The organism is Pseudomonas sp. UBA6753, assembly GCF_002453565.1.
Classification (GTDB): Bacteria; Pseudomonadota; Gammaproteobacteria; order Pseudomonadales; family Pseudomonadaceae; genus Aquipseudomonas; species Aquipseudomonas putida_Z.
On record NZ_DKHD01000027.1, the window covers coordinates 16673 to 42310 of the forward strand.

Sequence of the window (25638 nt, forward strand, 5' to 3'; positions counted from 1 at the left end):
TCTGGGCCCTGTGGCACTGCCGTCACGCACGCCCACCGGATTTCCCGCTCACGCCGTTGTGACCAGACCCGGCCGTCTTCCGGCCGTTTAACTCAGCCGGGCCGCCTGCATGCGCGGTGGCCCGTGCGCCCGTGAGCGAATCCATCATGCATTTTGCACCTGTAGAGCAGGCCAGCCGTTTTCTGGCCGACAACCCCGATATCGAACTGTTCGAACTGTTCATCCTCGACGCCAACGGCGTACCGCGCGGCAAGCTGCTGCACCGCGAGGAACTGCTGGCCGTGTACCAGACCGGCCGGCCGCTGCCCAGCACCATTCTCGGCCTGACCCTGAACGGCGACGACGTGGAAAACTCCGGCCTGGTGTGGGACGTGGGCGATATCGACTGCCGCGCCTACCCGCTTGAAGGCAGCCTGGTGCGCCTGCCCTGGCGCCGGGTGCCGACTGCCGCGGTGCAGGTGAGCATGCACCCGAACGAGGGCCTGCCGGCCAGCATTGCCGACCCGCGCCATGTGCTGCTGCGTACCATCGAAGCGTTGAAGGCCGACGGCTACCATCCGGTGATGGCCTGCGAGCTGGAGTTCTACCTGCTCGACCAGCACCGTGATGCCCAGGGCCGCCCGCAACCGGCGCTGGACAACGACGGCGGCCGCCCACGCACCACCCAGGTGTATGGCCTGCGCGAACTGGAGCAGATCGAGCCGTTCCTTGCCGACCTCTACGCCGCCTGCAAGGCCCAGGGCATCCCGGCGCGCACGGCGATTTCGGAATACGCCCCCGGCCAGGTGGAAATCACCCTCGAGCACGGCGACGCCCTGCAGGCGATGGACCAGGCCGTGCGCTACAAGCGCCTGGTCAAAGGCATTGCCCACGCCCATGGCATGCAGGCCTGCTTCATGGCCAAGCCGTTCGCGCAACTGGCCGGTACCGGCATGCACATGCACCTGAGCCTGGCCGACAGCGCCGGCAACAACCTGTTCGCCAGTGAGGACAAGGCAGGCACCCCGCTGCTGCGCCAGGCCGTGGCCGGCATGCTGCGCCACCTGCGCGACTCGCTGTTGCTGTTCTGTCCCAACGCCAACTCGTTCCGCCGCTTCCAGGCCAACAGCTATGCCCCGCTGGCGCCAACCTGGGGCGTCGACAACCGCACCGTGAGCCTGCGCATACCGGGCGGCCCGGCCAACAGCCGGCATGTGGAGCACCGCATCTGTGGCGCCGACGCCAACCCCTACCTGGCCGCTGCGGCGATCCTTGCCGCCAGCCACCGGGGCATCCGCGAACAGCTGGACCCGGGGGCACCGGTGGAAGGCAACGGCTATGCCCAGGCCACCGAACACCTGCCCACCGACTGGCTGACTGCCCTCGACGCCCTGCAGCATTCCAGCTGGGCTCGCGAAGCACTGGGCGAAGACTTCCTTGGCGTGTACCTGAAGGTCAAGCGCGCCGAGTACCGCCAGTTCATGGCCGAAGTCAGCGAACAGGACTGGCGCTGGTACCTGCACCAGGCCTGAGCCCCCAGATAACAAGGAACCCCCATGAACGCAGCATTGAACAAGGGCCCGGCGCAGCGCGCGCCGTCCTATTACAGCGCCACCCTCAACGACCACACCGAGTACCCGCAGCTCAAGGGCACGGTACAGGTGGATGTGGCGATCATCGGCGGCGGCTTCACCGGCGTGGCCACGGCGGTAGAACTGGCCGAGCGTGGCCTGAAGGTGGCCATCGTCGAAACCAACCGCATCGGCTGGGGTGCCAGCGGGCGCAACGGCGGCCAAGTCACCGACAGCCTGTCGGGTGACGAGGCCATGCGCGCACAGATGCGCAACCGCCTGGGTGCCGAGGTCGATGACTTCATCTGGCACTTGCGCTGGCGCGGCCACCAGGTGATCGAGCAGCGCGTGGCGCGCTACGGCATCGACTGCGACCTCAAGCGCGGCCACCTGCACGCGGCCATGAAGCCCTCGCACATGGACGAGCTGCGCGCATTCGAAGCCGAGGCCCGGCGGCGCGGCATGGGCGAGCAGGTGCAATTGCTGGACCGCAATGGCATGGCCGAGCACCTGCAAAGCCCGCTGTACCTGGGCGCGCTGAAGAACCTGCGCAACCTGCACCTGCACCCGCTCAACCTGTGCCTGGGCGAGGCCCGTGCTGCCCATGGCCTGGGGGCGCTGATTTTCGAAAACTCCGAAGTGCTGGACATCGTCCACGGCCCGCGCCCGGCGGTGGTCACCGCCCACGGACGGGTCGAGGCGCGCCAGGTGATGCTGGCCGGCGATGTGTACCACAAACTCGAAAAGCGCCAGCTCAAGGGCAAGATCTTCCCGGCCATGGGTGGCATCGTCACCACCGCACCGCTGGGAGAACTGGCCGAACAGATCAACCCGCAGGACCTTGCGGTGTACGACTGCCGCTTCGTCCTCGACTACTACCGCCTGACCGCCGACAAGCGCCTGTTGTTCGGCGGTGGCGCCAACTATTCCGGCCGTGATTCACGGGATATCGAAGGCGAACTGCGCCCGTGCATCGAGCGCACCTTCCCGGCGTTGAAAGGCGTGCCGATCGAGTTCCAGTGGAGCTGCGCCATGGGCATCGTGGTCAACCGCATCCCGCAGCTGGGCAAGCTGTCGGACAACGTGTGGTATTGCCAGGGCTATTCGGGGCACGGCATTGCCACCAGCCACATCATGGGCGAGATCATGGCCGAGGCGTTGACCGGGACGCTGGAGAAGTTCGACACCTTTGCCCAGTGCAAGCATGTGCGGGTGCCGATGGGGGACTTGCTGGGCAACCCGCTGCTGGCGGCGGGGATGTGGTACTACCAGATGCTGGAGAAACTGCGCTGAAGCATTCGCGGGCACGCCCGCTCCCACAAGTACAGCGCAGCCCTCTGGCTCGGCGCTATACCTGTGGGAGCGGGCGTGCCCGCGAAGAAGCCAGTGAGGTCGATCAGGCGATCTTCTTCAAACCCTGTTTCTTCAGCTCTTCATCGCGCAGTTCGCGGCGCAGGATCTTGCCCACGTTGGTGGTCGGCAGCGCGTCGCGGAACTCGATCTGGCGCGGGACCTTGTAGCCGGTGACGTTGGCACGCATGTGCTCCATCACCTGTTCCTTGGTCACGGTCATGCCCGGCTTGACCACGATAAACACCTTGATCACTTCACCGGACTTCTCGTCCGGCACACCGATGGCCGCGCACTGAAGCACGCCCGGCAGGGCCGCCAGCACATCTTCCAGCTCGTTGGGATACACGTTGAAGCCCGAGACCAGGATCATGTCCTTCTTGCGGTCGACAATGCGCATGTAGCCGTCCGGCTGGATCACGGCGATGTCACCGGTCTTCAGCCAGCCATTGCTGTCGAGGATCTCGGCAGTGGCCTCTTCGCGCTGCCAGTAGCCCTTCATCACCTGCGGGCCCTTGACGCACAACTCGCCCACCTCGCCCAACGGCAGCTCGTTGCCATTGTCGTCGATGACCTTGCACAGGGTGGACGGCACCGGAATACCGATGGTGCCGACCTGGTTGGCCTCCGCCGGGTTCACCGCAGCCACCGGGCTGGTCTCGGTCATGCCATAGCCTTCGCAGATGGCGCAGCCGGTCACGGCCTTCCAGCGCTCGGCCACGCTCAGTTGCAGGGCCATGCCGCCGGACAGGGTGATCTTCAGCGCCGAGAAGTCCAGGGCACGGAACGCCTCGTTGTTGCACAAGGCAACGAACAGGGTGTTGAGGCCGACGAAGCCGCTGAACTTCCACTTGCCCAGCTCCTTGACCATGGCCGGCAGGTCACGCGGGTTGCTGATCAGCACGTTGTGGTTGCCGATCAGCATCATTGCCATGCAATGGAAGGTAAAGGCGTAGATGTGATACAGCGGCAGCGGGGTGATGAGGATTTCGCAGCCTTCGTGCAGGTTGGAGCCCATCAGCGCCCGGCACTGCAGCATGTTGGCCACCAGGTTGCGGTGGGTCAGCATCGCGCCCTTGGCCACGCCGGTGGTACCACCGGTGTACTGCAGCACCGCCACGTCGTTGGCCTGCGGGTTGGCCTCGGTCACCGGCTGGCCCTTGCCCAGCGCCAGTGCGTCGTTGAAGCGTACGGCACGCGGCAGGTTGTAGGCCGGCACCATCTTCTTCACGTACTTGATCACGCTGTTGATCAGCAGGCGCTTGAGCGGCGGCAGCAGGTCGGCCACTTCGGTGACGATGACGTGCCTGACCTGAGTCTTGGGCACCACCTTCTCGGCCAGGTGGGCCATGTTGGCCAGGCACACCAGGGCCTTGGCGCCGGAGTCGTTGAACTGGTGTTCCATTTCCCGTGCGGTGTACAGCGGGTTGGTGTTGACCACGATCAGCCCGGCACGCATGGCACCGAATACCGCCACCGGGTATTGCAGTACGTTAGGCAGCTGCACGGCAATGCGGTCACCCGGCTTGAGGTCGGTATGCTGCTGCAACCAGGCGGCAAACGCCCCCGACAGCGCATACAGCTCGCCATAAGTGATAGTCTTGCCCAGGTTGCTAAAGGCCGGTTTGTCGGCAAAGCGTTGGCAGGATTGCTTGAGTACCGCCTGGATATTGGGGAATTCGTCAGGATTGATTTCCGCCGTAATCCCGGCTGGGTACTTATCCTTCCAAAAATGTTCGATCATGGAAGCCCACTCCTTCAGCAACAGCGAAGTTCGATTCACGCGTCGATGCGCTTATTATTGATATGAGATGACGGCTCGTTGCAAACCGGATCATCTGAAAGCGGGCCGAGAGTAACAGCTTTGCCTGGGGTCGCCTAGAGGCCAAAACAGGCCTCACGGTCACAAAAATGACTCAATGAACAATACAGGTCATTTTTAGAGTAATTATCCAAAATGTCGCAGATCGGGCTATAAATAGCGTGTTAGAGCGGTTCACGGCATTCGCGGGCTTGCCCGCTCCCACAGGGACCTCACAGTTCTTGAATGCTGTGCAGTACCTGTGGGAGCGGGCAAGCCCGCGAAGAAGCCAATCCGGTATCAAGCTATGTCGCGCAGCTCCCGCCGCAGGATCTTGCCCACCGGCGTCATCGGCAACGACTCGCGCAGCACGATGTGCTTGGGTACCTTGTAGCCGGTGAAGTTGGCCTTGCAGTAGGCCTTCAGCTCATCCACGCTCAGCCCGCCCTCGCGCGGCACCACGAACAGCTTCACCGCCTCGCCGGAGCGCTCGTCCGGCACGCCGATGGCCGCGCAGTTGGCAACCTTGGGATGGCCCATCACCACATCCTCGATCTCGTTGGGGTACACGTTGAAACCCGAGACGATGATCATGTCCTTCTTGCGGTCGACGATGCGGGTGAAGCCGTCCGGGTCGATCACCGCGATGTCGCCGGTCTTGAACCAGCCTTCCGCGTCCAGGGCCTGGGCCGTGGCCTCGGGCTGCTGCCAGTAGCCTTTCATCACCTGCGGGCCCTTGATGCACAGCTCGCCCCGCTCGCCCAGCGGCAGCTCGTTGCCGTCATCGTCGATCACCTTGAATGCAGTGCCGGCCACCGGGATGCCCACCGTGCCCAGGCGCGCCAGCTGGCCATAGGGGTTGGTGCTGGCCACTGGCGAGGTTTCGGTCAGGCCGTAGCCTTCGACGATGCGGCAACCGGTAAGCGCCTCCCAGCGCTCGGCCGTGGCCTTGACCAGCGCGGTGCCGCCGGAGTTGGTGACCTTCAGCGCCGAAAAGTCGAGCTGGCGGAAGCCCGGGTGGTCCATCAGTGCGACGAACAGCGTGTTCAGGCCCAGCAAGGCGGAGAAACGCCATTTGCCCAGCTCCTTGATGAAGCCGGAAATATCCCGCGGGTTGGTGATCAGCACGTTGTGGTTACCGGTGACCATCATGCACATGCAGTTCGCGGTAAAGGCATAGATGTGGTACAGCGGCAGCGGCGCGATCATCACTTCCTGGCCGTCCTTGATCAGCTTCTGCCCGTCCGGCCCGTGCTGCGAGAAGCAGGCCAGCACCTGCAGCATGTTGGCCACCAGGTTGCCGTGGGTGAGCATGGCGCCCTTGGCCAGGCCGGTGGTGCCACCGGTGTATTGCAGCACGGCAGTATCGTCCAGGCTGAGCGGCACCGGCTTGTGCGACAGCTCGCGGCCCTGGCGCAGCACCTGCTTGAACGACACCGCCTGGGGCAGCTGATAGGCCGGCACCATCTTCTTCACTTTGTCGACCACGGTGTTGACCAGCCAGCCCTTGGCGGTGGGCAGCATGTCGCCCATCCTGGCCTCGATCAGGTACTCGATGCCGGTATCGGGCAACACCTCCTGCACGCGCTTGCCGAACATGTTCAGGTACACCAGCGCACGCGCGCCGCTGTCCTTGAACTGGTGGCGCATCTCGCGCTCGGTGTACAGCGGGTTGGTGTTGACCACGATCAGGCCTGCGCGCAGGGCACCGAACACGGCGATGGGGTATTGCAGCACGTTGGGCATCTGCACCGCGATGCGGTCGCCCGGCTTGAGGTCTGTGTGCTGCTGCAACCAGGCGGCGAAGGCCGCCGAGTGGCGCTCCAGCTCCGCGTAGGTCAGGGTCACGCCCAGGTTGCTGAAGGCCGGGCGGTCGGCGAAACGTTTGCAGGAGCGCTCGAACACCTCGACGACCGAGGTGTAGGCATTGATGTCGATGGTGGAAGGCACGCCCGCCGGGCGCTTGTCATTCCAGAAGTCGGCTTGCATTTATTATTGTTCCTCTGCCTGGACCTGCTGTAAGTCCTGTAGTCCTTTCACCTGCCCGCTTGAAAGCGAAAAGGCGTTGATCCGACGTTAGCAGGTAAGCCCAAGGCGGCATATACGCCAAGTGCCGCCATTAACATTGTGAATCTTATTTGTGCCCTTCCTGCAATCCGGTCGGTTGTGCATACACTGTTCGGGTACCTGTGCGCACAAGGACCCGCCATGCCTCACGACGCCTTCTGGCTGCCCGCCAGCGAGCACTGCAGCCTGTACGTGCACCAATGGTTGCCGGCCACACCGGTAAAAGCCGTGGTGTTGCTGGCCCATGGCATGGCCGAGCATGCCGGGCGCTACCAGCACCTGGGCCATGCCTTGAGCGAGGCCGGCTTCGCCCTGTTCGCCGCCGACCAGCGCGGCCATGGGCGCACCGCCGAACTGGGCAGCCTCGGCCTGTTCGCCCGCCATCATGGCTGGAATGCCGTGGTCAACGACCTCGGGCTGCTGGCCCAGCACATCGGCCAGCAATACCCGTGCACGCCGCTGTTCCTGTTCGGCCACAGCATGGGCAGCTACATCGCCCAGGCCTACCTGCTGCACCACAGTGGCAGCCTGCATGGGGCGATCCTCAGCGGCTCCAACTACCAGCCGGCAGCGCTGTACCACGTGGCGCGGCTGATTGCCCGGCTGGAAGCCTGGCGCCAGGGGCCGCTGGGCAAGAGCGCACTGATCGAGTGGTTGTCGTTCGGCTCGTTCAACAAGGCCTTCAAGCCCAACCGCACGGCGTTCGACTGGCTCAGCCGCGACCCGGCGCAGGTCGACCTGTACGTCAACGACCCGCTTTGCGGCTTTCGCTGCAGCAACCAGTTGTGGCTTGACCTGCTGCAAGGCTTGGCGCAGATCAGCCAGCCGAGTAACCTCGCGCAGATCGATCCGAACCTGCCGCTGCTGGTAATCGGTGGTGAATGTGATCCGGTCAGTGCCGGCAAGCGTCTCACCCACCTGGCCGACGCCCTGCGCGCGACCGGCAATCGACATGTACAGCTGCGCGTCTATCCTGAGGCGCGGCACGAAGTACTCAACGAAACCAACCGTGACGAGGTCACCGCCGATATTCTCGGCTGGCTTGAACAGGCGCTGGCTCTTGGCCGCCCTGTGCGCAGTGAATGACAGCCGCCCTCGCCTACCCCTTAAGGAAGCCCCGATGTCCCAGGTCACCAACACGCCTTACGAAGCCCTCGAAGTCGGCCAGAAGGCCGAGTACAAGAAGTCCGTCGAAGAACGCGACATCCAGTTGTTCGCCGCGATGTCCGGTGACCACAACCCGGTACACCTGGACGCCGAGTTCGCTGCCAAGAGCATGTTCCGCGAGCGCATTGCTCACGGCATGTTCAGCGGCGCGCTGATCAGTGCTGCAGTGGCCTGCACCCTGCCTGGCCCTGGCACCATCTACCTGGGCCAGCAGATGAGCTTCCAGAAGCCGGTGAAAATTGGCGATACCCTGACCGTGCGCCTGGAAATCCTGGAGAAGCTGCCCAAGTTCAAGGTGCGCATCGCCACCAATGTGTACAACCAGAATGATGAGCTGGTGGTCCAGGGCGAGGCCGAGATCCTCGCACCGCGCAAGCAGCAGACCGTCGAGCTGGTGTCGCCGCCGAATTTTGTGGCTAGCTGAAAAGTGATGTAGGCAGTACCGGCCTCTTCGCGGGCACGCCCGCTCCCACAGGGATTGCATACCTTCAAACCAGTGGAAAACCTGTGGGAGCGGGCGTGCCCGCGAAGAGGCCAGTAAAGCAAACATCATTCGATAGCCTGCAACCGCCGCTCGATATGCCTGCGCTCCGGCTCCTGCCGGGTCAACGCCAGCGCCTGCCGCCAGGCCGCCCGGGCCTCTTCCATATGCCCCAGCTGGTAATGCAGCTCGCCCCGCGTCGCATGCGCCAGGTGATAGTCCAGCAACTCTCCCCTCGCCAGAATCCCTTCCACTTCCCGCAGCCCAACCTCCGGCCCATCCCGCTTCGCCAGCGCCACGGCCCTGTTCAGTTCTACCACTGCTGACGGCCAATGCCGCTGCAGCACGTCATACAGCCCGACGATCTCCGCCCAGTCGGTCGCTTCGGCCGTAGCCGCCTCGGCATGCACCGCCGCAATCGCTGCCTGCACGGTATAGGCACCGAATGCCCGGCTTTGCAGGGCTTGGCGCACCAGTTCGCAGCCTTCGGCAATGCGTTGCCGGTCCCACAGGCTACGGTCCTGCTGCTCGAGCAATACCAGGTTGCCCCGGCCATCGGTACGCGCGCGCTGCCGGGACGCCTGCAGCAACATCAGGGCCAGCAGGCCGACCGCCTCCGGGTCGGGCAGCAACTGCACCAGCAGGCGCGCCAGGCGAATGGCTTCATCGCTCAGTTCCTGCTGCAACAACGCCTCGCCCGACGACGCCGAATAGCCCTCATTGAACACCAGGTAGATCACCCGAAGCACACTCTCCAGGCGCTCGGGCAGTTCGTTCAGCTCCGGCACCTGATAAGGGATGCCGGCATCGCGGATCTTGGCCTTGGCGCGCACGATACGCTGGGCGATGGTGGCCGGGCTCTGCAGGAAAGCACGGGCGATCTGCTCGGTGGTCAGGTCGCAGACTTCACGCAGGGTCAGCGGCACCTGGGCATCGGCGGACAAGGCCGGGTGGCAGCAGGTGAAGATCAGCCGCAGGCGGTCGTCGGCCAGCAGTTCTTCCTCGCTGGGGTCCTGCGCCTGGCCGTCGAGCAGCATGCTCAGGTCCGCCTGGGAACGGTCGAATCGGGCGCGCCGGCGCAGCGCATCGATGGCCTTGAAGCGGCCGGTGGACACCAGCCACGCCCGCGGGTTATCGGGGATACCGTCGCGCTGCCAGCGCTCGACGGCGATGAAGAAGGCATCGTGCATGGCCTCCTCGGCCAGGTCGAAATCACCCAGCAGGCGGATCAGCGTCGCCAGGATGCGCCGTGACTCGTTTCGGTAGACCGCCTCGACCTCGGCGCGCACCTGCGCCAGTGCCGTCATCAGTCGGGCATCCGCTGCGTCACTACCTCCACCAGGCGGTCCAGGCTTTCTCCCCAGCCCTGGTGGAAGCCCATTTCCTCATGGGCGCGGCAGTCGGCGGCATTCCAGTGCCAGGCGCGGGCGGTATAGCGGGTTTTGCCTTGCTCCTCGTCAAAGCTGATCACGGCAGTCATGAACGCCTTGCCCGAAGGCACCCAGCCCGTGCCGAAGGCATCGGTGAACACCAGCCGCCGCGGCGCGGCGATTTCCAGGAACACGCCCTGGTTCGGGTACTCGCTGCCATCCGGCGCCCGCATCAGGGTGCGGAACAGGCCACCGACCCACAACTGCATCTCGCACTCCGGGGTGGTCATGCCGTGCGGCCCCCACCACTGCATCAGCCACTGGGGCTCGGTCCAGGCGCGGAACACCTTGGCCGGTGGCGCGTCGATCAGGCGGCTGATGGACAACTCGTGTTGCGCTTGCGCGGGGTGTGCAAGGCTCATGCTGGTAGGTCTCCATTGCTGTCAGGGTTGCAGTTCGCGCACCGGCCGCACCTCGACACTGCCGACCCGCGCGGCGGGGATGCCCTTGGCGATGTTCAGCGCCTCGTTCAGGTCGCGGGCTTCCACCAGGTAGAAGCCCGCCAGTTGCTCCTTGGTCTCGGCGAACGGGCCGTCGGTCAGGCTCATGTGCCCGTTGCGCATGCGCACTGTGGTGGCGGTCTGCACCGGCTTCAGCGCCTCGGCCGCCAGCATTCGCCCGGAGCCTTGGATGGATTCGGCATACGCCCTGCATTCGGCGTCTTCCGGGCTGTCGGGCAGGCTGTGCAGCAGCCCCTCGTCACAATAGACCAGGCACAGGTATTTCATGGTCGCCTCCAGGGCATTGGCAAAGTGCGTTTGGCGATAACGGCTCAAGGCTTGAGATCGAACAGGGCTTTCTGGGTTTCCATGTCGAATGGCGCCGACCAGTGTTCGTGGATTACCTGCCACTGGCCACCTTGACGACGATAGCCCACGGTGGCGCGCATGAAGCCGCACTGGCTCTCGTTGTCCGCGGGGCCACAGCGGTTAAGCCAGTGCGCCAGGGCCAGGTCGCCAGCGGCATGCACGGTAAGTTCGGCGAATTCGAAAACCATCGGGCCGGGGCACATGCCCATGCACATTTCCCAGTGCGCCTGGTAGGTTGCCTTGCCTTTGAATTGCAGGGCCTGGATGGCATCGAAGGCGACGATGTCGTCGGCATAGGGAGCGACGATGTTGGGGATGTCGCGGTTGCGCACGGCCTGCATCCAGCGCTCGATCAATTGGCGGATCTCGGTTTCGGCTGCGGTGTTCATCGGGTGTTCCTCCGACAGGTCATGGGTGATTGGGCACGGGGGTGCAACGTGCTCTCACCTATTGGTCGAACGGGAACTGGAGGAATCGACAGGCAACGGAAACTATTCTGCATGGGTAATTGCAGAACACCCGCGATAAACAACCAAAGCAGGCTTGTTCAAGCCATTGCGGCTTGTTCGAAGACCTCGTCGGCCCACTGGTTGAGGCTTTTGCCGGCAGCACGGGCGGCAACACTCGCGGCAGCATGAACTTCGGGTCGGATACGCAGCATTACTTTGCCCGAGGCAGGCTTTTCCGGCGCAATGCCCTGCTCTGCGCAATCGGCCAGGTAATCCTCCAGCGCATCGCGAAACGCCTCATGCAGCTCGGGCACCGAGCTTGCGTGAAAACTGATGATGTCACGCATACCAAGCACACGGCCGACGAAGATATCGTCACGCGCGTCGTACTCGATACGGGCGGCGTAGCCTTTGTAGCGCATGCAACTCATATCCTGACTCCTGCCCGCAAGAGGAATTCACGGGCTTCTTCAATCTGATACCGCTTGGCTTCCTTGCCTGGATGAGGCCGATGGCATCTCCAGCATTGGCCACCCAGCACCAGCTTGACCCTGGAGCCTTGCCGCTCCAGCACCTCACCGCCCAGATGGAGTACCAATGCCTCGATCTCGGAGAAAGCCAACGACGCCGTGGTCGGCGTTCGGAAAATTGCATCAAGGACTTTGCGGTATCGAGTGTTCATCAAAAAATGCTATCAAATTAAGATAGCACTTTTTCCTCGATATTCATTCAGGATTTTTCTGTTGCCCGAACTGCAAGACGGTTGATGGCCCCGTCACCAGCAGACCGGCGAAAGGGCCATCAACACCAGGCAAGAGCCCGATCAACCCTGCTGGCACCCCTCACCCATGGCCCGGTACTGGATGGTGTGCACCTGGCCCTGGTGGTCTTCGTAGGTCATGGTCGCAGGTACCACTTCGCAGACGTTGGGGATGGTCGACAGGTTGATTACCCGCTTTATGTCCAGGTTCATGGAGTAGTCGTACTGCTGGGCGACGGGCTCGCTGGAGACGGGTCTGGCCTCATCGGCGAGGGCGAACGAGGACATACCGACCAATGCAAGAATCAGTAATGGTTTCATGTGAGTTTGCCTTTTGAGCATTCAAGCTGATCGATTGACTTCTATTGCCGTGCCCGGCGCGGAGAAGTTGCCATCTGCGGTGAAGATGGCACGAAGTACCGATCCCGCTTCGTACTGCCAGTGGGGATGGCTAAAAGTCTACTCCCGGCCTGGAATAGTTGAACCCCGAACTCGGACATTCACCCTTGCCAGATATGCAACAATCTGCGACAAGTTCACCGCAAAACATCAGGCCAGAGCCTCTGGCCACCTTTCAGGGCAGGGCGCGCAATTTCTGAAAATTTGTACTGTTCGATACTTTCGGCCCCGGAACGCCGGCTGCTGGACCACTTTTACCGCCAGCACGGCTCACGCATGCGTGCTGCGGGCGATGCTGAGCTGTGGGTGGCGCGGGGCCCCGGCATCATCGCGGGCTTGAGCCTGAGCCCGGTGGGCGATGGCTTCTGGCTGACCGGGCTGTTCGTCGACCCGCAGCGGCGCAGCCAAGGGTTGGCCGGGCGGTTGGTCGAGGCGGCGCTGGCGCAGGCTGGCGGGCCCACCTGGCTGTTCTGCCACCCGGACCTTGCGCCCTTCTACCAGCGCCTGGGCTTCGACATGGCCCAGCAGCTGCCGGAAGCCCTGGCTGGCCGCCTGCAGCGCTACCAGCGCAGCAAGCGGCTGGTGGCACTGCAACGGGGTCAGTCGTCGCTGGCGTCGAGCCCGGGGAACAGCACCTCGGTGTAACCGAACCGAGAAAAGTCCTGGATGCGTGACGGGTACAGCCGACCGATCAGGTGGTCACATTCATGCTGCACCACCCGCGCATGGAAGTCGTCGGCAAAGCGATTGATCGGGTTGCCCTGGGGGTCGATGCCTTCATAGCAGATGTGCTTGAAACGCGGCACCACGCCGCGCAGGCCGGGCACCGACAGGCAGCCTTCCCAACCGTCCTCGATCTCGCTGGACGTCGGCGTGATGACCGGGTTGAGCAGGATGGTCTGCGGCACCGGTTCGGCATCCGGGTAACGCTCGCTGCGCTCGAAGCCGAAGATCACCAACTGCAGGTCGATGCCGATCTGCGGTGCGGCCAGGCCCACGCCGCCAACATGGCGCATGGTTTCGAACATGTCGTCGATCAATTGCTGCAGTTCGGCACTGCCGAGCATGTGCTCGGGCACTGGCGGGGCGATGCGCAGCAGGCGTTCGTCGCCCATCTTGAGAATGTCACGGATCATCGGGGGTTCGGCTCGGAAGATTGCTGCTCGCTCGGTACAGGGTGCTCATGGCCCAGCACGGTAATGGTTTCGCGGGCCTTGTGCTCATCGGCGTCCTTCTCGCCAGGGTTCTTGCCCTCGCTCGACATGTGCTCGATCACTGCGTTCATCTCCGCGCCCAGCAGCAAAACGGCGGCGGAGATATAGAAATACAGCAATAGCACGATGATTGCACCGATACTGCCGTACATGGCGTTGTAGTCGGCAAAGGTCTTCACATAGTAGGCAAAGCCCAGCGAGGCCAAGATCCACACCACCACCGCCAGCACCGAGCCCGGGGTGATGAAGCGGAACTGCTGCTTCACATCGGGCATCACGTAGTAGATCAGCGCCACCGCCACCATCATCAGGATGATGATCGCCGGCCAGCGCAGGATGGTCCACACCGTGACGATCACCTCCTGCATGCCGACCTGGGCGGCAATCCACTCCATCACCTGCGGCCCCAGCACCATCAGCGCCGCAGCCACCAGCAACATGCCGGCAATGCCCACGGTGTAGATGATCGACAACGGAATGCGCTTCCACACCGGGCGGCCCTCGGGCACATCGTAGGCGGCGTTCATTGCGCTCATCATCAGGCGCACACCGGCCGATGCGGTCCACAAGGCAATCACGATACCCACCGACAACAGCCCGCCCTTGGACTGCTGCAACTGGTCGATCACCGGGTTCACCTGCTCCAGCGCCTGGGGTGGCAGCACCAGTTCCGATTGCAGGCGCAGCCAGGAGAAGAAGTCCGGCAGGTGCAGGAAACCGATCAGGGCGATCAGGAACAGCAGGAACGGGAACAACGAGAACAGCATCTGGTAGGCCAGTGCGGAAGCGTAGGTCGACATCTCGTCGTCGAGGAATTCCTTGACGGTGCGTACCAGCACGCGGTGCAGGGGCAGGCCGCGCAGGTCGGGGAAAATCATAGCGTCTCCTTTCGCCGCTCGATTCGTGTGTACCACGGTAAGTCTAATAGACCATGCCGCTGCTGTGCTGATCCCGGCCATGCTGCAAGAATTTGCTTACACAAGTAGCGGCCTCTTCGCGGGCATGCCCGCTCCCACAGGTACTGCACAGTGCTTGAAATCTGTTCGGTACCTGTGGGAGCGGGCGAGCCCGCGAAAAGGCCGGGACAGGCCACTCACATCAAGGCTTTTTCACCGCGTCCTTCACGTTGCCCTTGATCTGTTGCCCCTCGCCCTTGAGCTCCTGCGCTTCACCCTCGGCCCGCAGCCGCTCGTTGTCGGTCACTTTGCCGACACCCTGCTTGACGTTGCCGATCGCTTCGTTGGCCAGGCCTTTCGCTTTGTCTTTGGTACCGCTCATGGCAAAACTCCTGCAATTGGGGGCACGTGGACCGTGCCGACAGTCGGTGGACCCGACGCCTTCGCCAAGCGTTCCAACAGTTTTTTCGCCCTCAAGCCGAACGGCAAGGCGGTTGGCAAACCTTGCCCCGCTACCCGCCACCCCTCACAATGCAGGCCTTCATAGCGTCAACCCGCAGGAACCTGCATGAAACTCGACAAACCCGCCGCCATCGCCCGGCGCAACGAAGCACTGGCCCGCCCGGTGCTGACCAGCAGCAACACCCTGTTCGCCATCCTCGACCGCAAGCGCAACCTGTGGTGGTTCGAGGTGCCGGTGGCGCTGCTGCGCAAGGGCCAGCCCGACTGGGTCAACCTGCTGCTGCACACCCCGGAAAGCGACGAGCTGCAGCACCTGAAGGTGCCGACCAACTTCCTGCGCGCTCACCAGGAACAGATGGAAGTGCGCAACCCCGGCAAGCGCCGCTCGACCATCAGCCTGGCCCTCAGCGCCGACCGCGACTCGCTGCTGCGCGACACCCGCCCGGGTGGCGAGCAGCTGGACTTCCGTACCTTCGTGCAGGCCTGATCAGGCCTTCTCGATGCGATCGTCATGGATGACGATGCGGCCCTGCTTGAACAACCCGCCAATGGCCTTCTTGAAGTTGCCCTTGCTGACGTTGAACAGCTTGCTGATCAGCGCCGGGTCGCTCTTGTCGCACACCCCCAGCACCCCGCCTTCGGCCTCCAGGCGCGCCATGATCTGCTCCTGCAGGCTGTCGGCCAGTGCAGCACCCACCGGTTGCAGGCTCAAGGCGATCTTGCCGTCCGCGCGCACTTCCTTGATGAAGCCCTTCTCGTGCATGCCCGAGCGCAGGAACTTGAACACCTCGTTCTTGTGGATCAGGCCCCAGTGGCGGTTGTTGATGATCGCCTTGAAGCCCATCGGCGTCTCGCCGGCCACCAGCAGCTCGACCGGCTGGCCTACCTGGTAGTCCACCGGGGTGCGGTCCAGGTAACGGTCCAGGCGTGAGGTGGCGGTGATGCGGCGGGTGCGCTTGTCGAGGTACACGTGCACCACGCAGTAGTCGCCGATCTTCAGCGGCCGCGCCTCTTCCGAGTACGGCATCAGCAGGTCCTTGGACAGGCCCCAGTCGAGGAAGATGCCGGCACCGTTGATGTCCTTGACCTTGAGGCTGGCGAACTCGCCAACCTGCACCTTGGGCTTCTCGGTGGTGGCGATCAGCTGGTCTTCGCTGTCCAGGTAGATGAACACGTTCAGCCAGTCATCCACTTCGGTTTCGGCGTTTTTCGGGATGTAGCGCCCGGGCAGCAGGATCTCGCCGTCGGCGCCGCCGTCCAGGTACAGGCCGAAGTCCACGTGTTTCACGATTTGCAAACTGTTGTAACGCCCAAGCAGAGCCATTTCCGATGTTCCTCAAGACAAGGCGGCTATTCTACACCTGAAGCCAGCGCGCCGCCCGACCGCTGATGCAGTGGAACCGTCAGCGTCCCTCTTGCGTCTACCGTCTGGCCAGCACCGCAAGGAACAGCCCATGCCGCTACGCCTGTCCAAAGCCCTGCTCGTCGCCATCGGCTGCGCCCTGGCCCTGGCCGCCTGCAGCCGTATCGACCTGGCCTACCGCAACCTCGACCGCCTGGTGCCGTGGTCGCTGGGCGACTACCTGGCCATGAACAGCGAGCAGAAGGCCATGCTTGACGACCGCCTGCGGGAGCACCTGGCCTGGCATTGCAAGACCCAGCTGCCTGGTTACCTCGACTGGCTGGACCGGGTACGCGGCATGGTCGCCGACGACCAGGTGACCGACCAGGCCCTGCAGCAGCGTACCCGCGAAGCCCGCGAGGCGATTGGCCGGGTAGCCGAGGAAATCACCCCTTCGGCCACCGAGTTGCTGCGCGGCATGAGCGATAGCCAGGTGGCGGAGATGCGCGAGGCATTCCGCGAGGACATCAGCGAACGGCAGAAGAAGTATGTGGATACGCCGTTGGACAAGCAGATCGCCCGCCGTTCCGAACGCATGGAGAAACGCCTGACGCCGTGGTTTGGCGAGCTGACCGCGGTACAGAAGCAGCGCGTGCAGGCCTGGTCCCAGGCGCTGGGCGACCAGAACCGCGAATGGATCGCCAACCGCGCGCACTGGCAGCAGCAATTGCTGCTGGCGATGAACCAGCGCAACGACGCCAGCTTCGAGCCGCGTTTGGCGACGTTGTTGCAGCGCAAGGAGAGTTTGTGGACGCCGGAGTACCGGGCGGCGTATCAGAATACCGAGCAGCAGGCGCGCAGCTTGCTGGTGGACCTGGTGCACCAGAGTACCCCGCAGCAGCGGCGGTACCTGCAGGAACGGCTGGGCAAGGTGCGTACCGATTTCAGTGAATTGAAGTGTTTGAAGGGGTAACTGTGCTTTAGCAGGCCCGGCCTCTTCGCGGGCTCGCCCGCTCCCACAGGAACCCACTGCCTTCAAGACCTGTGATGTACCGGTGGGAGCGGGCGAGCCCGCGAAGGGGCCAGGCCTGCCAAAGCACAGTCACCGCCCCTTGCGCCGATACGGAAACACATCGATCACCTTCCCTTCACGAATCGCCGCCTGCAGCCCCTTCCAGTAATCCGCGTCGTACAACTCCCCATGCAGCCGGCTGAACAAGCGCCGCTGGCCAATGTCGGCAAACAGGAACGGCGGAAACTCCTCGGGGAACACGTCATGCGGCCCGATCGAGTACCACGGCTCGCCCGACATCTCGTCCTCCGGGTAACGCGGCGGCGGAATATGACGGAAGTTCACCTCGGTCAGGAAGCTGATCTCGTCATAGTCATAGAACACCACCCGGCCATGGCGGGTAACGCCAAAGTTCTTCAGCAGCATGTCGCCAGGGAAAATATTCGCCGCCGCCAGCTGCTTGATGGCCAGGCCGTAATCCTCCAGGGCCTCCAGCACCTGGCCCTCGCTGGCGTGTTCCAGGTACAGGTTCAGCGGCGTCATGCGCCGCTCGGTCCAGCAGTGGCGGATCAGCACCGTGTCACCCTCCAGCGCCACGGTCGATGGCGCCACCTCCAGCAGTTCGGCCAGGCATTCCGGCTCGAACTTGCTGCGCGGGAAGCGAAAATCGGCGAACTCCTGGGTATCGGCCATGCGCCCGACGCGGTCGACGCTTTTCACCAGTCGGTACTTGTCGATCACCGTGGCACGGTCGACCGTCTTCGACGGTGAAAAGCGGTCCTTGATGATCTTGAACACGGTGTTGAAGCCCGGCAGGGTGAACACGCTCATGACCATGCCGCGTACCCCGGGCGCCATGACGAAGCGGTCGTCGCTACTGGCCAGATGGTTGATCAGCGCCCGATAGAACTCCGACTTGCCGTGCTTGTAGAAACCGATGGAGGTGTACAGCTCGGCCACGTGCTTGCCCGGCAAGATGCGCTTGAGGAAGTTGACGAACTCCGCCGGCACCGGCACATCGACCATGAAGTACGAGCGGGTGAAGGAAAAGATGATCGACACCTCGGCCTCGTCGGTGATCAGCGCATCGGCCTCGATACCGTGCCCTTCGCGGTGCAGCAGCGGGATTACCAGCGGCCACTGCTCGTCGCTGTTGAACAGCCGGCCGACCAGGTAGGCGCCCTTGTTGCGGTACAGCACCGGCACAAACAGCTCCAACGCCAGTTTCGGATCCTTGCATACCCAGTCCGGCAGGCACTCGCGCAGCTGATCCTCCAGGCGCGCCAGGTCGCCTTCCAGGTCGCCGTACGGCACTTCGAACGGGTAATCGCTGAACACCGCCCGCAGCAGGCTCTTGAGCCCGGCGTCAGGCCGATAGGTACGGGTTTGCGCGGCGCGCTCACGGCTGCGCATGGACGGTCGGGTGGTGTGGATGAACATGCAGCCGTCGCTGATCAGGTCGTGGCTGAACAGGCTGCAGAACAGCGAGTTGTACCAGGTCTCGGACAGCTCGTCGTCCAGCCTTGGGTCGATCAGGTGGATATAGGCGTTCTTCACCAACGGCCATTGTTCCACATCCAGCAGCACGTCCTCGGCAAAGCCCTGGCGCAGCCAGCCGTTGACCTCGGCAACCTTCTCTTCATAGAGATTGATGCGGGCGGCAGAGGCACGCTGGATATCCTGCCAGCGCGCCTGCTCGAAGCGCTTGCGGGCACCGAGGGTGATGCGCTGGAAGTGGTCGCGGTAGTTGTCGAAGCCGGCGAGGATCATCCGGGCGATTTCGACAGCGGGCCAGGGCTGGGGCATGCGAGGACCTCGGTGCAAGGGTGAGATACAGAGCTTAGTCGCCTCTTGGTTTTTGCGGAGCCTGTGCCGGCCTCTTCGCGGGCTTGCCCGCTCCCACAGGATTACCACTGGGCCGAGCATTGCAGAGAACCTGTGGGAGCGGGCGTGCCCGCGAAGAGGCCGGCACAGGTTTACACCGCAAGAAAGCACAAGAATCCCCAGCCCCCCTGGCGTACACTCGCGCCCCTGCCCAGCCTCCGGAGACCGTTGTGAGCCCCATCGCCCTAGCCCGCCTGCTGACCCTTGCCGCCGTCTGGGGGGCGAGCTTCCTGTTCATGCGCATCATCGCCCCCGAGCTGGGCACGGTGCCGACGGCGTTCTTCCGTGTGTCCATCGCCTGCCTGGGCCTGGTTGCACTGCTCGCCGCCGCCCGCGTGCGCTGGGACTTCCAGGGCAAGCTCGGCGCCTGCCTGGTGCTGGGCATGATCAACTCCGGTATCCCCGCCACGTTCTACTCCGTGGCCGCCCAGGTGCTGCCCGCCGGCTATTCGGCAATCTTCAACGCCACCACGCCGCTGATGGGTGTGCTGATCGGCGTGCTGTTCTTCCGCGAACCGATGACCCTGGCCAAGCTCTGCGGTATCTTCCTGGGCCTGTTCGGCGTCGGCATCCTCAGCGGCGCCGGCCCGGTGGCCCTGGACCTCGCCCTGCTGCAAGGCGCCCTCGCCTGCCTGGCAGCCACCACCTGCTACGGTTTTGCCGGCTTCCTCGCCCGCCGCTGGGTCAGCGGCCTGGACAGCCGCCTGTCGGCACTGGGCAGCATGCTCGGCGCCACCCTGATGCTGAGCCCGCTGTTCGCCTGGAGCGCGCTGAGCCAGCCACCCGCCAGCTGGGGCGGCTGGCAGGTGTGGCTGTCGCTGCTGGGGCTGGGCCTGCTGTGCACAGCGTTCGCCTACATCCTGTACTTCCGCCTGCTGGAGGAGATCGGCCCGGTCAAGGCCAGCACCGTGACCTTCCTGATCCCGGTATTCGGCGTATTGTGGGGGGCGTGGCTGCTGGACGAACCGTTGTCGATGGCGCACCTGTACGGCGGCCTGCTGATTGGCCTGGCATTGTGGCTGGTGCTGCGCCCGGCACGCAGCTGAAGCGGGGGGTACAGGATGAACGACGCGTACAAGAAGGTCCTGTTCCGCCTGGAGCAGGACGAAAACGGCTACCCGCCCGCCTCGGTCGAGGGCCTGTGGGCCAAGGCCGTGGAAGGCGGCTATGCCGTCGACAACATTCCCTTCCATGTCTACGGCATCGCCCCGGGCGATGTGATCGGCACCCGTGAGGAAGCCGGCGAAACCTGGTTCGCCGCACTGCGCCACAGCAGCGGCAGCTCGGTGTTCCGGGTTATCGTCAAGCCCCCGGAAACCCTGGACCAGGTACGCGCGGCCTTGCACGACTTCGGCTGCAACTGCGAAACCGAGCAGGCGGTGAAGATGCTGGCGGTCGAGGTCCCGCCGCAGCGCTCGCTCGACACCTTGCTCTACTACCTGCTGACCCAGCGCGAAGCTGGCCTGCTGGACTTCGAGGAAGGCGTATTGCACCACGCCATCCCCGAAGAATTCCGCTAGGGCCTACGCCTCGGCCAGGCGCGCGGCGGGCTTGCGGAACACGAACAGCAAGCCCACCACGATCAGCCCCATGCCCAGCAGGCTGAGCGGCGCCAGGCGGTTGCCGAAGATCAGCAGGTCCATCACCGCGGTCACTGCCGGCACCAGGTAGAACAGGCTGGTGACATTGACCAGGTTACCCTTGGCGATCAGCCGGTACAGCAGCAGGGTCGCCAGTAGCGAGACCACCAGCCCCATCCACAGCAGCGCGCCGACGAAACCGCCAGTCCACTCCACATGCAGCGGCTGCAGCGGCGCGAACAATGCGCACATGGCAAAGCCGGCCAGGTACTGCAGCGGCAGCGTACCCATGGGGTTGTCGGTGATGCGCTTCTGCAGGATCGAGCCGAAGGTCATGCTGGCCAGCGCCAGCAAGGCGAACAGCATCCCCGCCAGCGACACCCCGCCCAGGTTGATGCCCTGGTAGACCACCATGATCAACCCGCCAAGCCCCAACCCCAGGCCGAACAAGCGGCTCCAGGAGCGCTGGCGCTCCATCAGCACCACGGTCAGGATCGGTTGTACCCCCATCACCGTGGCCATGATGCCGGGGGTGACATGGGTATCGAGCGCCAGCAGGTAAAAGATCTGGTAGGCGCCGAGCAGCACACAGCCGGTGCCCAGGGCCCGCAGGATGGCCCCGCGACTGCGCGGCCAGCGCAGCCCCAGCAACGGGCCGATCAGCAGCAGGCCGGCCAGGGCCAGCGCCGAGCGCAACAGCAGGAAGGCGAACGGGCTGGCGTGCGCCAGGCCGAGTTTGGAGACGATCGCCCCGCTGCTCCACAGCAGGACGAACAGGCTGGTAGTGGCCGCCGAGGCCACGGATGCTTTGCTAAAGACAGACATGTATTGCCACCTGATTCAAGGCGAATAAGCCAGACGGACGGCGTGCGCTTCAGCGTGGAAAGTCGCCGACCGTGTTCAGTAGGTTGCGTGTGCGAAGGGATGCGGCCAGAAGCCGATCAGCCCAGCACGACCACGCAAGGAGGCGGAGCTACGCCGCCTACGACGCCACTGACAGGTGGTGGATAGTGACTGATCATCGCCGGCTGCTGGCAGCCACGCACGACCATGCCCGCGACTGGCGCGATGGCAAAGCTTGTGGTGGATGGGCTGGCTGGCATGAACAGGTCTTCGGGAAGAATGCAGTGGGCTGGACTATAGCCCGGTGCCAGGCAGCTGGCAACCTCCCCAAACTCAACCTTGCGCATATCACAGTGGGGCAACTGTCCTGCCCCTTATCTCGAAACTGCCGCGATCCCTGTGGGAGCGGGCGTGCCCGCGAACACCGGCGAAGCCGGTGCCATACACCGCGTCGCCTGCTTCGCGGGCATGCCCGCTCCCACAGGGGTTTATGCAACCTTCAAGTTTTTGAGCAAGCCAGCCGCGACCATAGGAGCCGCGTCTCTATTGGTTAATTTCTCACCACCCCGATTCGTCTGAATGCGAAACGCAGCCCGCATTCACCCGTTTCGAGGACCACCGATGAACGTATCCGCCTGGCTCTACCGCCCAGCCCAGATCACCTGCCTGCTGCTGGTCAGCGCCTACGCCCACGCCGCCAAGCCCGGCGACGTGTTCAAAGACTGCAAGGACTGCCCCGAGATGGTCGTGCTGCCCGCCGGCAGCTACGTGATGGGGGCCCCCGACGATGAAGTCGGCCGCCAGCCCGACGAGGGCCCGCTGCACACCGTGACCTTCGCCAAGCCCTTCGCCATGAGCCGCTACCAGGTCACCGCCGGCGAACTGGACGCCTACATCAAGGCCACCGACACCGTCATCAAGAGCGGCGACGACCGCCCCGGCCGCTGGTGCGAAGCCAGCAAGCCCAGCTACAAGCAAGGCCCCCGCCAGCCGGCGGTGTGCGTCGACTACGACGAAGTGCAGGCCTACACCCGATGGCTGGCGAAAACCACCGGCAAACCGTACCGCATGGTCAGCGAAGCCGAACGCGAATATGCCGCCCGTGCCGGTTCCAGCGGCCCGTTCCCCTTCCCCTTCGACGAACCGGGCAAGTACGAGATCAGCAAGCACGCCAACACCTATGGCCCCAAGGACGGGCATACCTTCACCGCCCCGGTGGGCAGCTACCCGCCCAATGCCTTCGGCATGTATGACATGCACGGCAACGTCTACGAATGGGTCGCCGACTGCTACCACGACAGCTACGAAGGCGCCCCCACCGACGGCAGCGCCTGGATCCAGGACCCCAAGTGCATCCGCGCGCACATGCGCGGCAACGACTGGGGCGAGCCGCCGATCTTCTCCCGCTCGGCCAACCGCAATGACCGCCTCAAGACCACCCGCGGGGATTTCCTCGGCTTTCGCGTAGCACGCGAACTGTGAAGTTGTGACGCGGTTAACGCAGCACCGGCCAAAAAAATCGCCAATAAGAATCGTTCCGGTTTTTCACAGGTGCTGCGTCCTATAGCTGACATAGAAAAAAACCCTCTGCCAACGAGACCGCAATAGATGTCCAAGTCCCTCCCCGGCCCGCTCAACCCGCTTGCCAAAGCATTACTGATCCGTCATTCCCTTCGTCCCCAGCGCGCGTTCACACGCATCGGCCTGGGCCTGGCGATATCCGCTGCGATGGTTGCCCAGGTGCAGGCACAGGAGTGGACCCTGGATATTCCCGCGCAGTCGATGAATTCGGCGTTGCAGGCACTGGCCAAGCAGACCGATACCCAGTTGCTGTACAGCCCGGAGGACATCAGTGGGCTGCGCTCCACGGCCCTCAAGGGCCGGCATGACCTGCAGTCTTCGTTGCGGACATTGCTGCAAGGCACCGGGCTGCGTTACCAGATCGATGGCAACACCGTGACGGTGACGGCCAGTTCGGGCGCACAGGCCGGCCAGGTCGAGCTTTCGGCGACCAACGTCAATAGCGTGGGCCTTGGTGCCACTACCGAAGGCACGGGCTCCTACACCACCGGTGTGACCAACACCGCGACCAAGATGAACCTGTCGATCCGTGAAACGCCCCAGTCGATCAGCGTAGTCACCCGCCAGCGCATGGACGACCAGCAGCTCAACAGCGTGACCCAGGTGCTCAACCAGACACCCGGCATCACCATGTCCCAGGACGGTGGCCTGCGCTACAACATCTATTCCCGCGGCAGTGCCATCAACACCTACCAGCTTGACGGCGTGACCACCACCCAGGAAAACCAGACCCGCAACATGCCCAGCACGTTGCTGGACATGACCATTTACGACCGCGTCGAGATCGTCCGCGGCGCCACCGGTCTGATGACCGGCGCGGGTGAACCCGGCGGTGTGGTCAACCTCATTCGCAAACGCCCGACCCGCGAATTCCAGTCGCATATCCAGGGCACTGTCGGCTCCTGGGACTCCTACCGCAGCGAAGTCGATGTTTCCGGCCCCTTGACCGAGGGTGGCAACCTGCGCGGACGCATGGTGGCAGCCAAGCAGAAAAGCGGCAGCTTTCGCGACTGGTACAAGGAAGACAAGGACATCCTCTACGGCGTTCTCGAAGCGGACCTGAACGACGACACCCTGGTACGTTTCGGCGTCGACTACCAGAAGTTCAAAGCCACCGGTTCACCGGGTGTACCGTTGTTGTTCACCAACGGCAAGCAGACCAACTTCTCCCGCTCGACCAGTTCCGGCGCCCGCTGGATGTACGACGAGCTGGAAACCACCAACTATTTCATGGCCGCCGAGCATTCCTTCGCCAATGACTGGCAAATCAAGCTGGCCGCGAACTACATGGATTCCAATCGCGATAACTACAACGGCTCTTATCAGACCTCTTCGGGCCGAGCATGGATCAATGAAGAAACCGGCGCTGCGCGAATGCTGCGTTACAACGCTGAAGCCGACCAGACCCAGCGCGGCCTGGACCTGACACTGCAAGGGCCTTTTTCCCTGTTCGGGCGCACTCACGAGTTCATCACCGGCTTCAACTACCAGGATTACAAGAACGATCACACCGGTTATGACGTTGGTACCACAACCGTCAACTTCTATGACTGGGACAACTACCTGCCTCGGCCAACCGAGACTGGCGCACTTGGGGAAATTCTCAACATCAAGAGCAGCCAGCGCGGCACCTACGCGGCATTCAAATTCAACCTGATGGATGACCTCAACGTAATCGTGGGCGCGCGCACCTCCGACTATGACTACGACTATTACTACTGGCCTACTTCGAACGTCAAAATGCACGAACGGGGTGAAGTAACACCGTACGCGGGCATCATCTATGACCTGACCCCCGAGCAATCGGTGTATGCCAGCTATACCGATATCTTCAAGCCACAATCCAACCTCGATCGTAACGGTTCGGTCATTGGCCCTGTCATAGGCAGCAACTACGAAATAGGCTGGAAAGGGGCGTTCTACGACGGGCGCCTGAACGCCAGTACGGCATTGTTCCTGGTCAAGCGTGACAACCTGGCGGTGCAGGATGGCGACGCGATCGTGCCAGGCACGCTCGACCAACAAGCCTACAAGGCTGCAAAGGGTACCGAGACCAAGGGTATCGACCTGGAACTGTCGGGAGAGGTTTTGCCTGGTTGGCAAGTCATGACCAGCTACAGCCATGCCCGCACGGAAGACGCCGAGGGCGAGCGCCAGCTGACGCAGTACTCCATGGACACTTTCCGCTTCTGGAACACCTATCGCTTCCAGGGTGACTGGAACAGGCTGACCGTGGGTGGCGGGGTGTCCTGGAACTCCAGCATGTCGCTCTACTACAACAGCCTCAAAGCCCGAGCCACCCAGGATGACTACACCGTTGCCAGCCTGATGGCGCGCTATCAGGTCACCGACCATCTGGCCGCCACTCTGAACCTGAACAACATCTTCGACGAGAAGTACTACTCGGGTATCGGCGGCAGTGTTGGCCATTACGGTGACCCGCGTAATGCCACCATGAGCCTGCGCTACGACTTCTAGGCCGACAGCCACCTGTACCGTTGTAATCGAAGCGGCGTCATCCACACAGGATGACGCCGCTTTTTTCGTCTCGGTGGCGACAC

At 63.4% G+C, this 25638-nt stretch carries 26 protein-coding genes; 11 read left to right on the forward strand and 15 right to left on the reverse strand.

From position 1 onward, the window contains the following. The first annotated feature begins 146 nt into the window (after positions 1-146). Both B2790_RS10090 and B2790_RS10095 read left to right on the forward strand, forming a co-directional pair. Complete coding sequence (locus B2790_RS10090; RefSeq protein ID WP_274079310.1) at positions 147-1511, forward strand: glutamine synthetase family protein; 1365 nt, start codon at positions 147-149, stop codon at positions 1509-1511. A 24-nt stretch (positions 1512-1535) separates the two neighbouring features. Beyond that, on the forward strand, positions 1536-2843 hold the full coding sequence (locus B2790_RS10095; RefSeq protein WP_286918757.1) for an NAD(P)/FAD-dependent oxidoreductase: 1308 nt from the start codon (positions 1536-1538) through the stop codon (positions 2841-2843). Positions 2844-2946: 103 nt separating this feature from the next. Here the strand turns inward: B2790_RS10095 and fadD1 are convergent, their stop codons facing one another. After that, positions 2947-4644 (reverse strand): long-chain-fatty-acid--CoA ligase FadD1, encoded by a 1698-nt coding sequence (fadD1, locus tag B2790_RS10100; RefSeq protein ID WP_025340179.1) that lies wholly within the window; start codon positions 4642-4644, stop codon positions 2947-2949. Between the two features lie 357 nt (positions 4645-5001). Beyond that, a complete protein-coding gene (gene fadD2, locus B2790_RS10105; RefSeq protein ID WP_015271310.1) occupies positions 5002-6690 on the reverse strand; it encodes a long-chain-fatty-acid--CoA ligase FadD2 in 1689 nt (562 codons plus the stop codon). A 219-nt stretch (positions 6691-6909) separates the two neighbouring features. Here fadD2 and B2790_RS10110 point away from each other — a divergent pair, with 219 nt between their 5' ends. Together B2790_RS10110 and B2790_RS10115 are read left to right on the forward strand one after the other, a co-directional pair. Continuing rightward, positions 6910-7854: an alpha/beta hydrolase gene (locus tag B2790_RS10110; RefSeq protein ID WP_085691688.1), complete on the forward strand. Its 945-nt coding sequence runs from the start codon at positions 6910-6912 to the stop codon at positions 7852-7854. Positions 7855-7888: 34 nt separating this feature from the next. Then, on the forward strand, positions 7889-8359 hold the full coding sequence (locus B2790_RS10115; protein ID WP_012273633.1) for a MaoC family dehydratase: 471 nt from the start codon (positions 7889-7891) through the stop codon (positions 8357-8359). Between the two features lie 125 nt (positions 8360-8484). Here the strand turns inward: B2790_RS10115 and B2790_RS10120 are convergent, their stop codons facing one another. The 7 genes from B2790_RS10120 to B2790_RS10150 form a co-directional block, all read right to left on the reverse strand. After that, the gene (locus B2790_RS10120; RefSeq protein ID WP_039612577.1) at positions 8485-9723 is read right to left on the reverse strand and encodes an RNA polymerase sigma factor; all 1239 of its coding nucleotides are present in this window, start codon (positions 9721-9723) and stop codon (positions 8485-8487) included. Beyond that, entirely contained in the window at positions 9723-10208 is a 486-nt protein-coding gene (locus tag B2790_RS10125) for an SRPBCC family protein (RefSeq protein ID WP_286918758.1), read from the reverse strand. Before B2790_RS10125 ends, B2790_RS10120 begins: the two co-directional genes overlap by 1 nt. A 21-nt stretch (positions 10209-10229) precedes the next feature. Then, on the reverse strand, positions 10230-10574 hold the full coding sequence (locus tag B2790_RS10130) for a YciI family protein (RefSeq protein ID WP_075045997.1): 345 nt from the start codon (positions 10572-10574) through the stop codon (positions 10230-10232). 44 nt (positions 10575-10618) lie between these two features. Next, entirely contained in the window at positions 10619-11044 is a 426-nt protein-coding gene (locus B2790_RS10135; protein ID WP_286918759.1) for a YybH family protein, read from the reverse strand. Between the two features lie 158 nt (positions 11045-11202). Further along, the gene (locus B2790_RS10140; protein WP_015271315.1) at positions 11203-11535 is read right to left on the reverse strand and encodes a type II toxin-antitoxin system HicB family antitoxin; all 333 of its coding nucleotides are present in this window, start codon (positions 11533-11535) and stop codon (positions 11203-11205) included. After that, positions 11532-11786 carry a type II toxin-antitoxin system HicA family toxin gene (locus B2790_RS10145; RefSeq protein ID WP_075045999.1) on the reverse strand — a complete coding sequence of 85 codons (255 nt, stop codon included), beginning with the start codon at positions 11784-11786 and terminating at the stop codon, positions 11532-11534. Before B2790_RS10145 ends, B2790_RS10140 begins: the two co-directional genes overlap by 4 nt. 141 nt (positions 11787-11927) lie before the next feature. Further along, complete coding sequence (locus tag B2790_RS10150; RefSeq protein ID WP_004375752.1) at positions 11928-12185, reverse strand: DUF2790 domain-containing protein; 258 nt, start codon at positions 12183-12185, stop codon at positions 11928-11930. A gap of 354 nt (positions 12186-12539) precedes the next feature. Between B2790_RS10150 and B2790_RS10155 the strand changes: the two genes are divergently transcribed. Beyond that, positions 12540-12908 (forward strand): GNAT family N-acetyltransferase, encoded by a 369-nt coding sequence (locus tag B2790_RS10155; protein WP_286918760.1) that lies wholly within the window; start codon positions 12540-12542, stop codon positions 12906-12908. Here the strand turns inward: B2790_RS10155 and def are convergent. From def to B2790_RS10170, 3 genes are all read right to left on the reverse strand, one after another. Then, positions 12863-13399, reverse strand: a complete 537-nt coding sequence (gene def / locus B2790_RS10160) for a peptide deformylase (protein WP_286918761.1) — start codon at positions 13397-13399, stop codon at positions 12863-12865. The genes B2790_RS10155 and def overlap by 46 nt on opposite strands. Beyond that, positions 13396-14355 (reverse strand): YihY/virulence factor BrkB family protein, encoded by a 960-nt coding sequence (locus B2790_RS10165; RefSeq protein WP_025340186.1) that lies wholly within the window; start codon positions 14353-14355, stop codon positions 13396-13398. Before B2790_RS10165 ends, def begins: the two co-directional genes overlap by 4 nt. 220 nt (positions 14356-14575) lie before the next feature. Beyond that, the gene (locus tag B2790_RS10170; protein ID WP_015271319.1) at positions 14576-14755 is read right to left on the reverse strand and encodes a CsbD family protein; all 180 of its coding nucleotides are present in this window, start codon (positions 14753-14755) and stop codon (positions 14576-14578) included. A gap of 186 nt (positions 14756-14941) precedes the next feature. Between B2790_RS10170 and B2790_RS10175 the strand changes: the two genes are divergently transcribed. Continuing rightward, the gene (locus tag B2790_RS10175) at positions 14942-15322 is read left to right on the forward strand and encodes a hypothetical protein (protein ID WP_013973727.1); all 381 of its coding nucleotides are present in this window, start codon (positions 14942-14944) and stop codon (positions 15320-15322) included. Here the strand turns inward: B2790_RS10175 and B2790_RS10180 are convergent, their stop codons facing one another. Further along, positions 15323-16159, reverse strand: coding sequence for a CvfB family protein (locus B2790_RS10180; RefSeq protein WP_085618636.1), 837 nt, complete (start codon positions 16157-16159; stop codon positions 15323-15325). A gap of 130 nt (positions 16160-16289) precedes the next feature. On the opposite strand from B2790_RS10180, the gene B2790_RS10185 reads away from it, so the two are divergent. Continuing rightward, positions 16290-17150 (forward strand): DUF6279 family lipoprotein, encoded by an 861-nt coding sequence (locus B2790_RS10185; RefSeq protein ID WP_025340187.1) that lies wholly within the window; start codon positions 16290-16292, stop codon positions 17148-17150. 129 nt (positions 17151-17279) lie between these two features. Here B2790_RS10185 and aceK read toward each other — a convergent pair whose 3' ends face one another. Then, positions 17280-18995: a bifunctional isocitrate dehydrogenase kinase/phosphatase gene (gene aceK, locus B2790_RS10190; protein ID WP_137164613.1), complete on the reverse strand. Its 1716-nt coding sequence runs from the start codon at positions 18993-18995 to the stop codon at positions 17280-17282. A 248-nt stretch (positions 18996-19243) separates the two neighbouring features. Between aceK and B2790_RS10195 the strand changes: the two genes are divergently transcribed. Continuing rightward, a complete protein-coding gene (locus B2790_RS10195; RefSeq protein ID WP_025340189.1) occupies positions 19244-20119 on the forward strand; it encodes a DMT family transporter in 876 nt (291 codons plus the stop codon). A 15-nt stretch (positions 20120-20134) separates the two neighbouring features. Further along, positions 20135-20593, forward strand: coding sequence for a DUF4265 domain-containing protein (locus B2790_RS10200; protein ID WP_286918762.1), 459 nt, complete (start codon positions 20135-20137; stop codon positions 20591-20593). 3 nt (positions 20594-20596) lie between these two features. Here the strand turns inward: B2790_RS10200 and B2790_RS10205 are convergent, their stop codons facing one another. Next, positions 20597-21478: a DMT family transporter gene (locus B2790_RS10205; RefSeq protein WP_041505660.1), complete on the reverse strand. Its 882-nt coding sequence runs from the start codon at positions 21476-21478 to the stop codon at positions 20597-20599. Between the two features lie 639 nt (positions 21479-22117). On the opposite strand from B2790_RS10205, the gene B2790_RS10210 reads away from it, so the two are divergent. Further along, on the forward strand, positions 22118-22978 hold the full coding sequence (locus tag B2790_RS10210) for a formylglycine-generating enzyme family protein (protein WP_286918763.1): 861 nt from the start codon (positions 22118-22120) through the stop codon (positions 22976-22978). Between the two features lie 126 nt (positions 22979-23104). After that, positions 23105-25555: a TonB-dependent siderophore receptor gene (locus B2790_RS10215; RefSeq protein WP_286918764.1), complete on the forward strand. Its 2451-nt coding sequence runs from the start codon at positions 23105-23107 to the stop codon at positions 25553-25555. The last annotated feature ends 83 nt before the right edge of the window (positions 25556-25638 follow it).

Excerpts from the sequence above, each read along its gene's own strand:
- B2790_RS10090 (WP_274079310.1), top strand. The coding sequence starts at position 147 with ATGCATTTTGCACCTGTAGAGCAGGCCAGCCGTTTTCTGGCCGACAAC.
- B2790_RS10095 (WP_286918757.1), top strand. The coding sequence starts at position 1,536 with ATGAACGCAGCATTGAACAAGGGCCCGGCGCAGCGCGCGCCGTCCTAT.
- fadD1 (WP_025340179.1), bottom strand. The coding sequence starts at position 4,644 with ATGATCGAACATTTTTGGAAGGATAAGTACCCAGCCGGGATTACGGCG.
- fadD2 (WP_015271310.1), bottom strand. The coding sequence starts at position 6,690 with ATGCAAGCCGACTTCTGGAATGACAAGCGCCCGGCGGGCGTGCCTTCC.
- B2790_RS10110 (WP_085691688.1), top strand. The coding sequence starts at position 6,910 with ATGCCTCACGACGCCTTCTGGCTGCCCGCCAGCGAGCACTGCAGCCTG.
- B2790_RS10115 (WP_012273633.1), top strand. The coding sequence starts at position 7,889 with ATGTCCCAGGTCACCAACACGCCTTACGAAGCCCTCGAAGTCGGCCAG.
- B2790_RS10120 (WP_039612577.1), bottom strand. The coding sequence starts at position 9,723 with ATGACGGCACTGGCGCAGGTGCGCGCCGAGGTCGAGGCGGTCTACCGA.
- B2790_RS10125 (WP_286918758.1), bottom strand. The coding sequence starts at position 10,208 with ATGAGCCTTGCACACCCCGCGCAAGCGCAACACGAGTTGTCCATCAGC.
- B2790_RS10130 (WP_075045997.1), bottom strand. The coding sequence starts at position 10,574 with ATGAAATACCTGTGCCTGGTCTATTGTGACGAGGGGCTGCTGCACAGC.
- B2790_RS10135 (WP_286918759.1), bottom strand. The coding sequence starts at position 11,044 with ATGAACACCGCAGCCGAAACCGAGATCCGCCAATTGATCGAGCGCTGG.
- B2790_RS10140 (WP_015271315.1), bottom strand. The coding sequence starts at position 11,535 with ATGAGTTGCATGCGCTACAAAGGCTACGCCGCCCGTATCGAGTACGAC.
- B2790_RS10145 (WP_075045999.1), bottom strand. The coding sequence starts at position 11,786 with ATGAACACTCGATACCGCAAAGTCCTTGATGCAATTTTCCGAACGCCG.
- B2790_RS10150 (WP_004375752.1), bottom strand. The coding sequence starts at position 12,185 with ATGAAACCATTACTGATTCTTGCATTGGTCGGTATGTCCTCGTTCGCC.
- B2790_RS10155 (WP_286918760.1), top strand. The coding sequence starts at position 12,540 with ATGCGTGCTGCGGGCGATGCTGAGCTGTGGGTGGCGCGGGGCCCCGGC.
- def (WP_286918761.1), bottom strand. The coding sequence starts at position 13,399 with ATGATCCGTGACATTCTCAAGATGGGCGACGAACGCCTGCTGCGCATC.
- B2790_RS10165 (WP_025340186.1), bottom strand. The coding sequence starts at position 14,355 with ATGATTTTCCCCGACCTGCGCGGCCTGCCCCTGCACCGCGTGCTGGTA.
- B2790_RS10170 (WP_015271319.1), bottom strand. The coding sequence starts at position 14,755 with ATGAGCGGTACCAAAGACAAAGCGAAAGGCCTGGCCAACGAAGCGATC.
- B2790_RS10175 (WP_013973727.1), top strand. The coding sequence starts at position 14,942 with ATGAAACTCGACAAACCCGCCGCCATCGCCCGGCGCAACGAAGCACTG.
- B2790_RS10180 (WP_085618636.1), bottom strand. The coding sequence starts at position 16,159 with ATGGCTCTGCTTGGGCGTTACAACAGTTTGCAAATCGTGAAACACGTG.
- B2790_RS10185 (WP_025340187.1), top strand. The coding sequence starts at position 16,290 with ATGCCGCTACGCCTGTCCAAAGCCCTGCTCGTCGCCATCGGCTGCGCC.
- aceK (WP_137164613.1), bottom strand. The coding sequence starts at position 18,995 with ATGCCCCAGCCCTGGCCCGCTGTCGAAATCGCCCGGATGATCCTCGCC.
- B2790_RS10200 (WP_286918762.1), top strand. The coding sequence starts at position 20,135 with ATGAACGACGCGTACAAGAAGGTCCTGTTCCGCCTGGAGCAGGACGAA.
- B2790_RS10205 (WP_041505660.1), bottom strand. The coding sequence starts at position 21,478 with ATGTCTGTCTTTAGCAAAGCATCCGTGGCCTCGGCGGCCACTACCAGC.
- B2790_RS10210 (WP_286918763.1), top strand. The coding sequence starts at position 22,118 with ATGAACGTATCCGCCTGGCTCTACCGCCCAGCCCAGATCACCTGCCTG.
- B2790_RS10215 (WP_286918764.1), top strand. The coding sequence starts at position 23,105 with ATGTCCAAGTCCCTCCCCGGCCCGCTCAACCCGCTTGCCAAAGCATTA.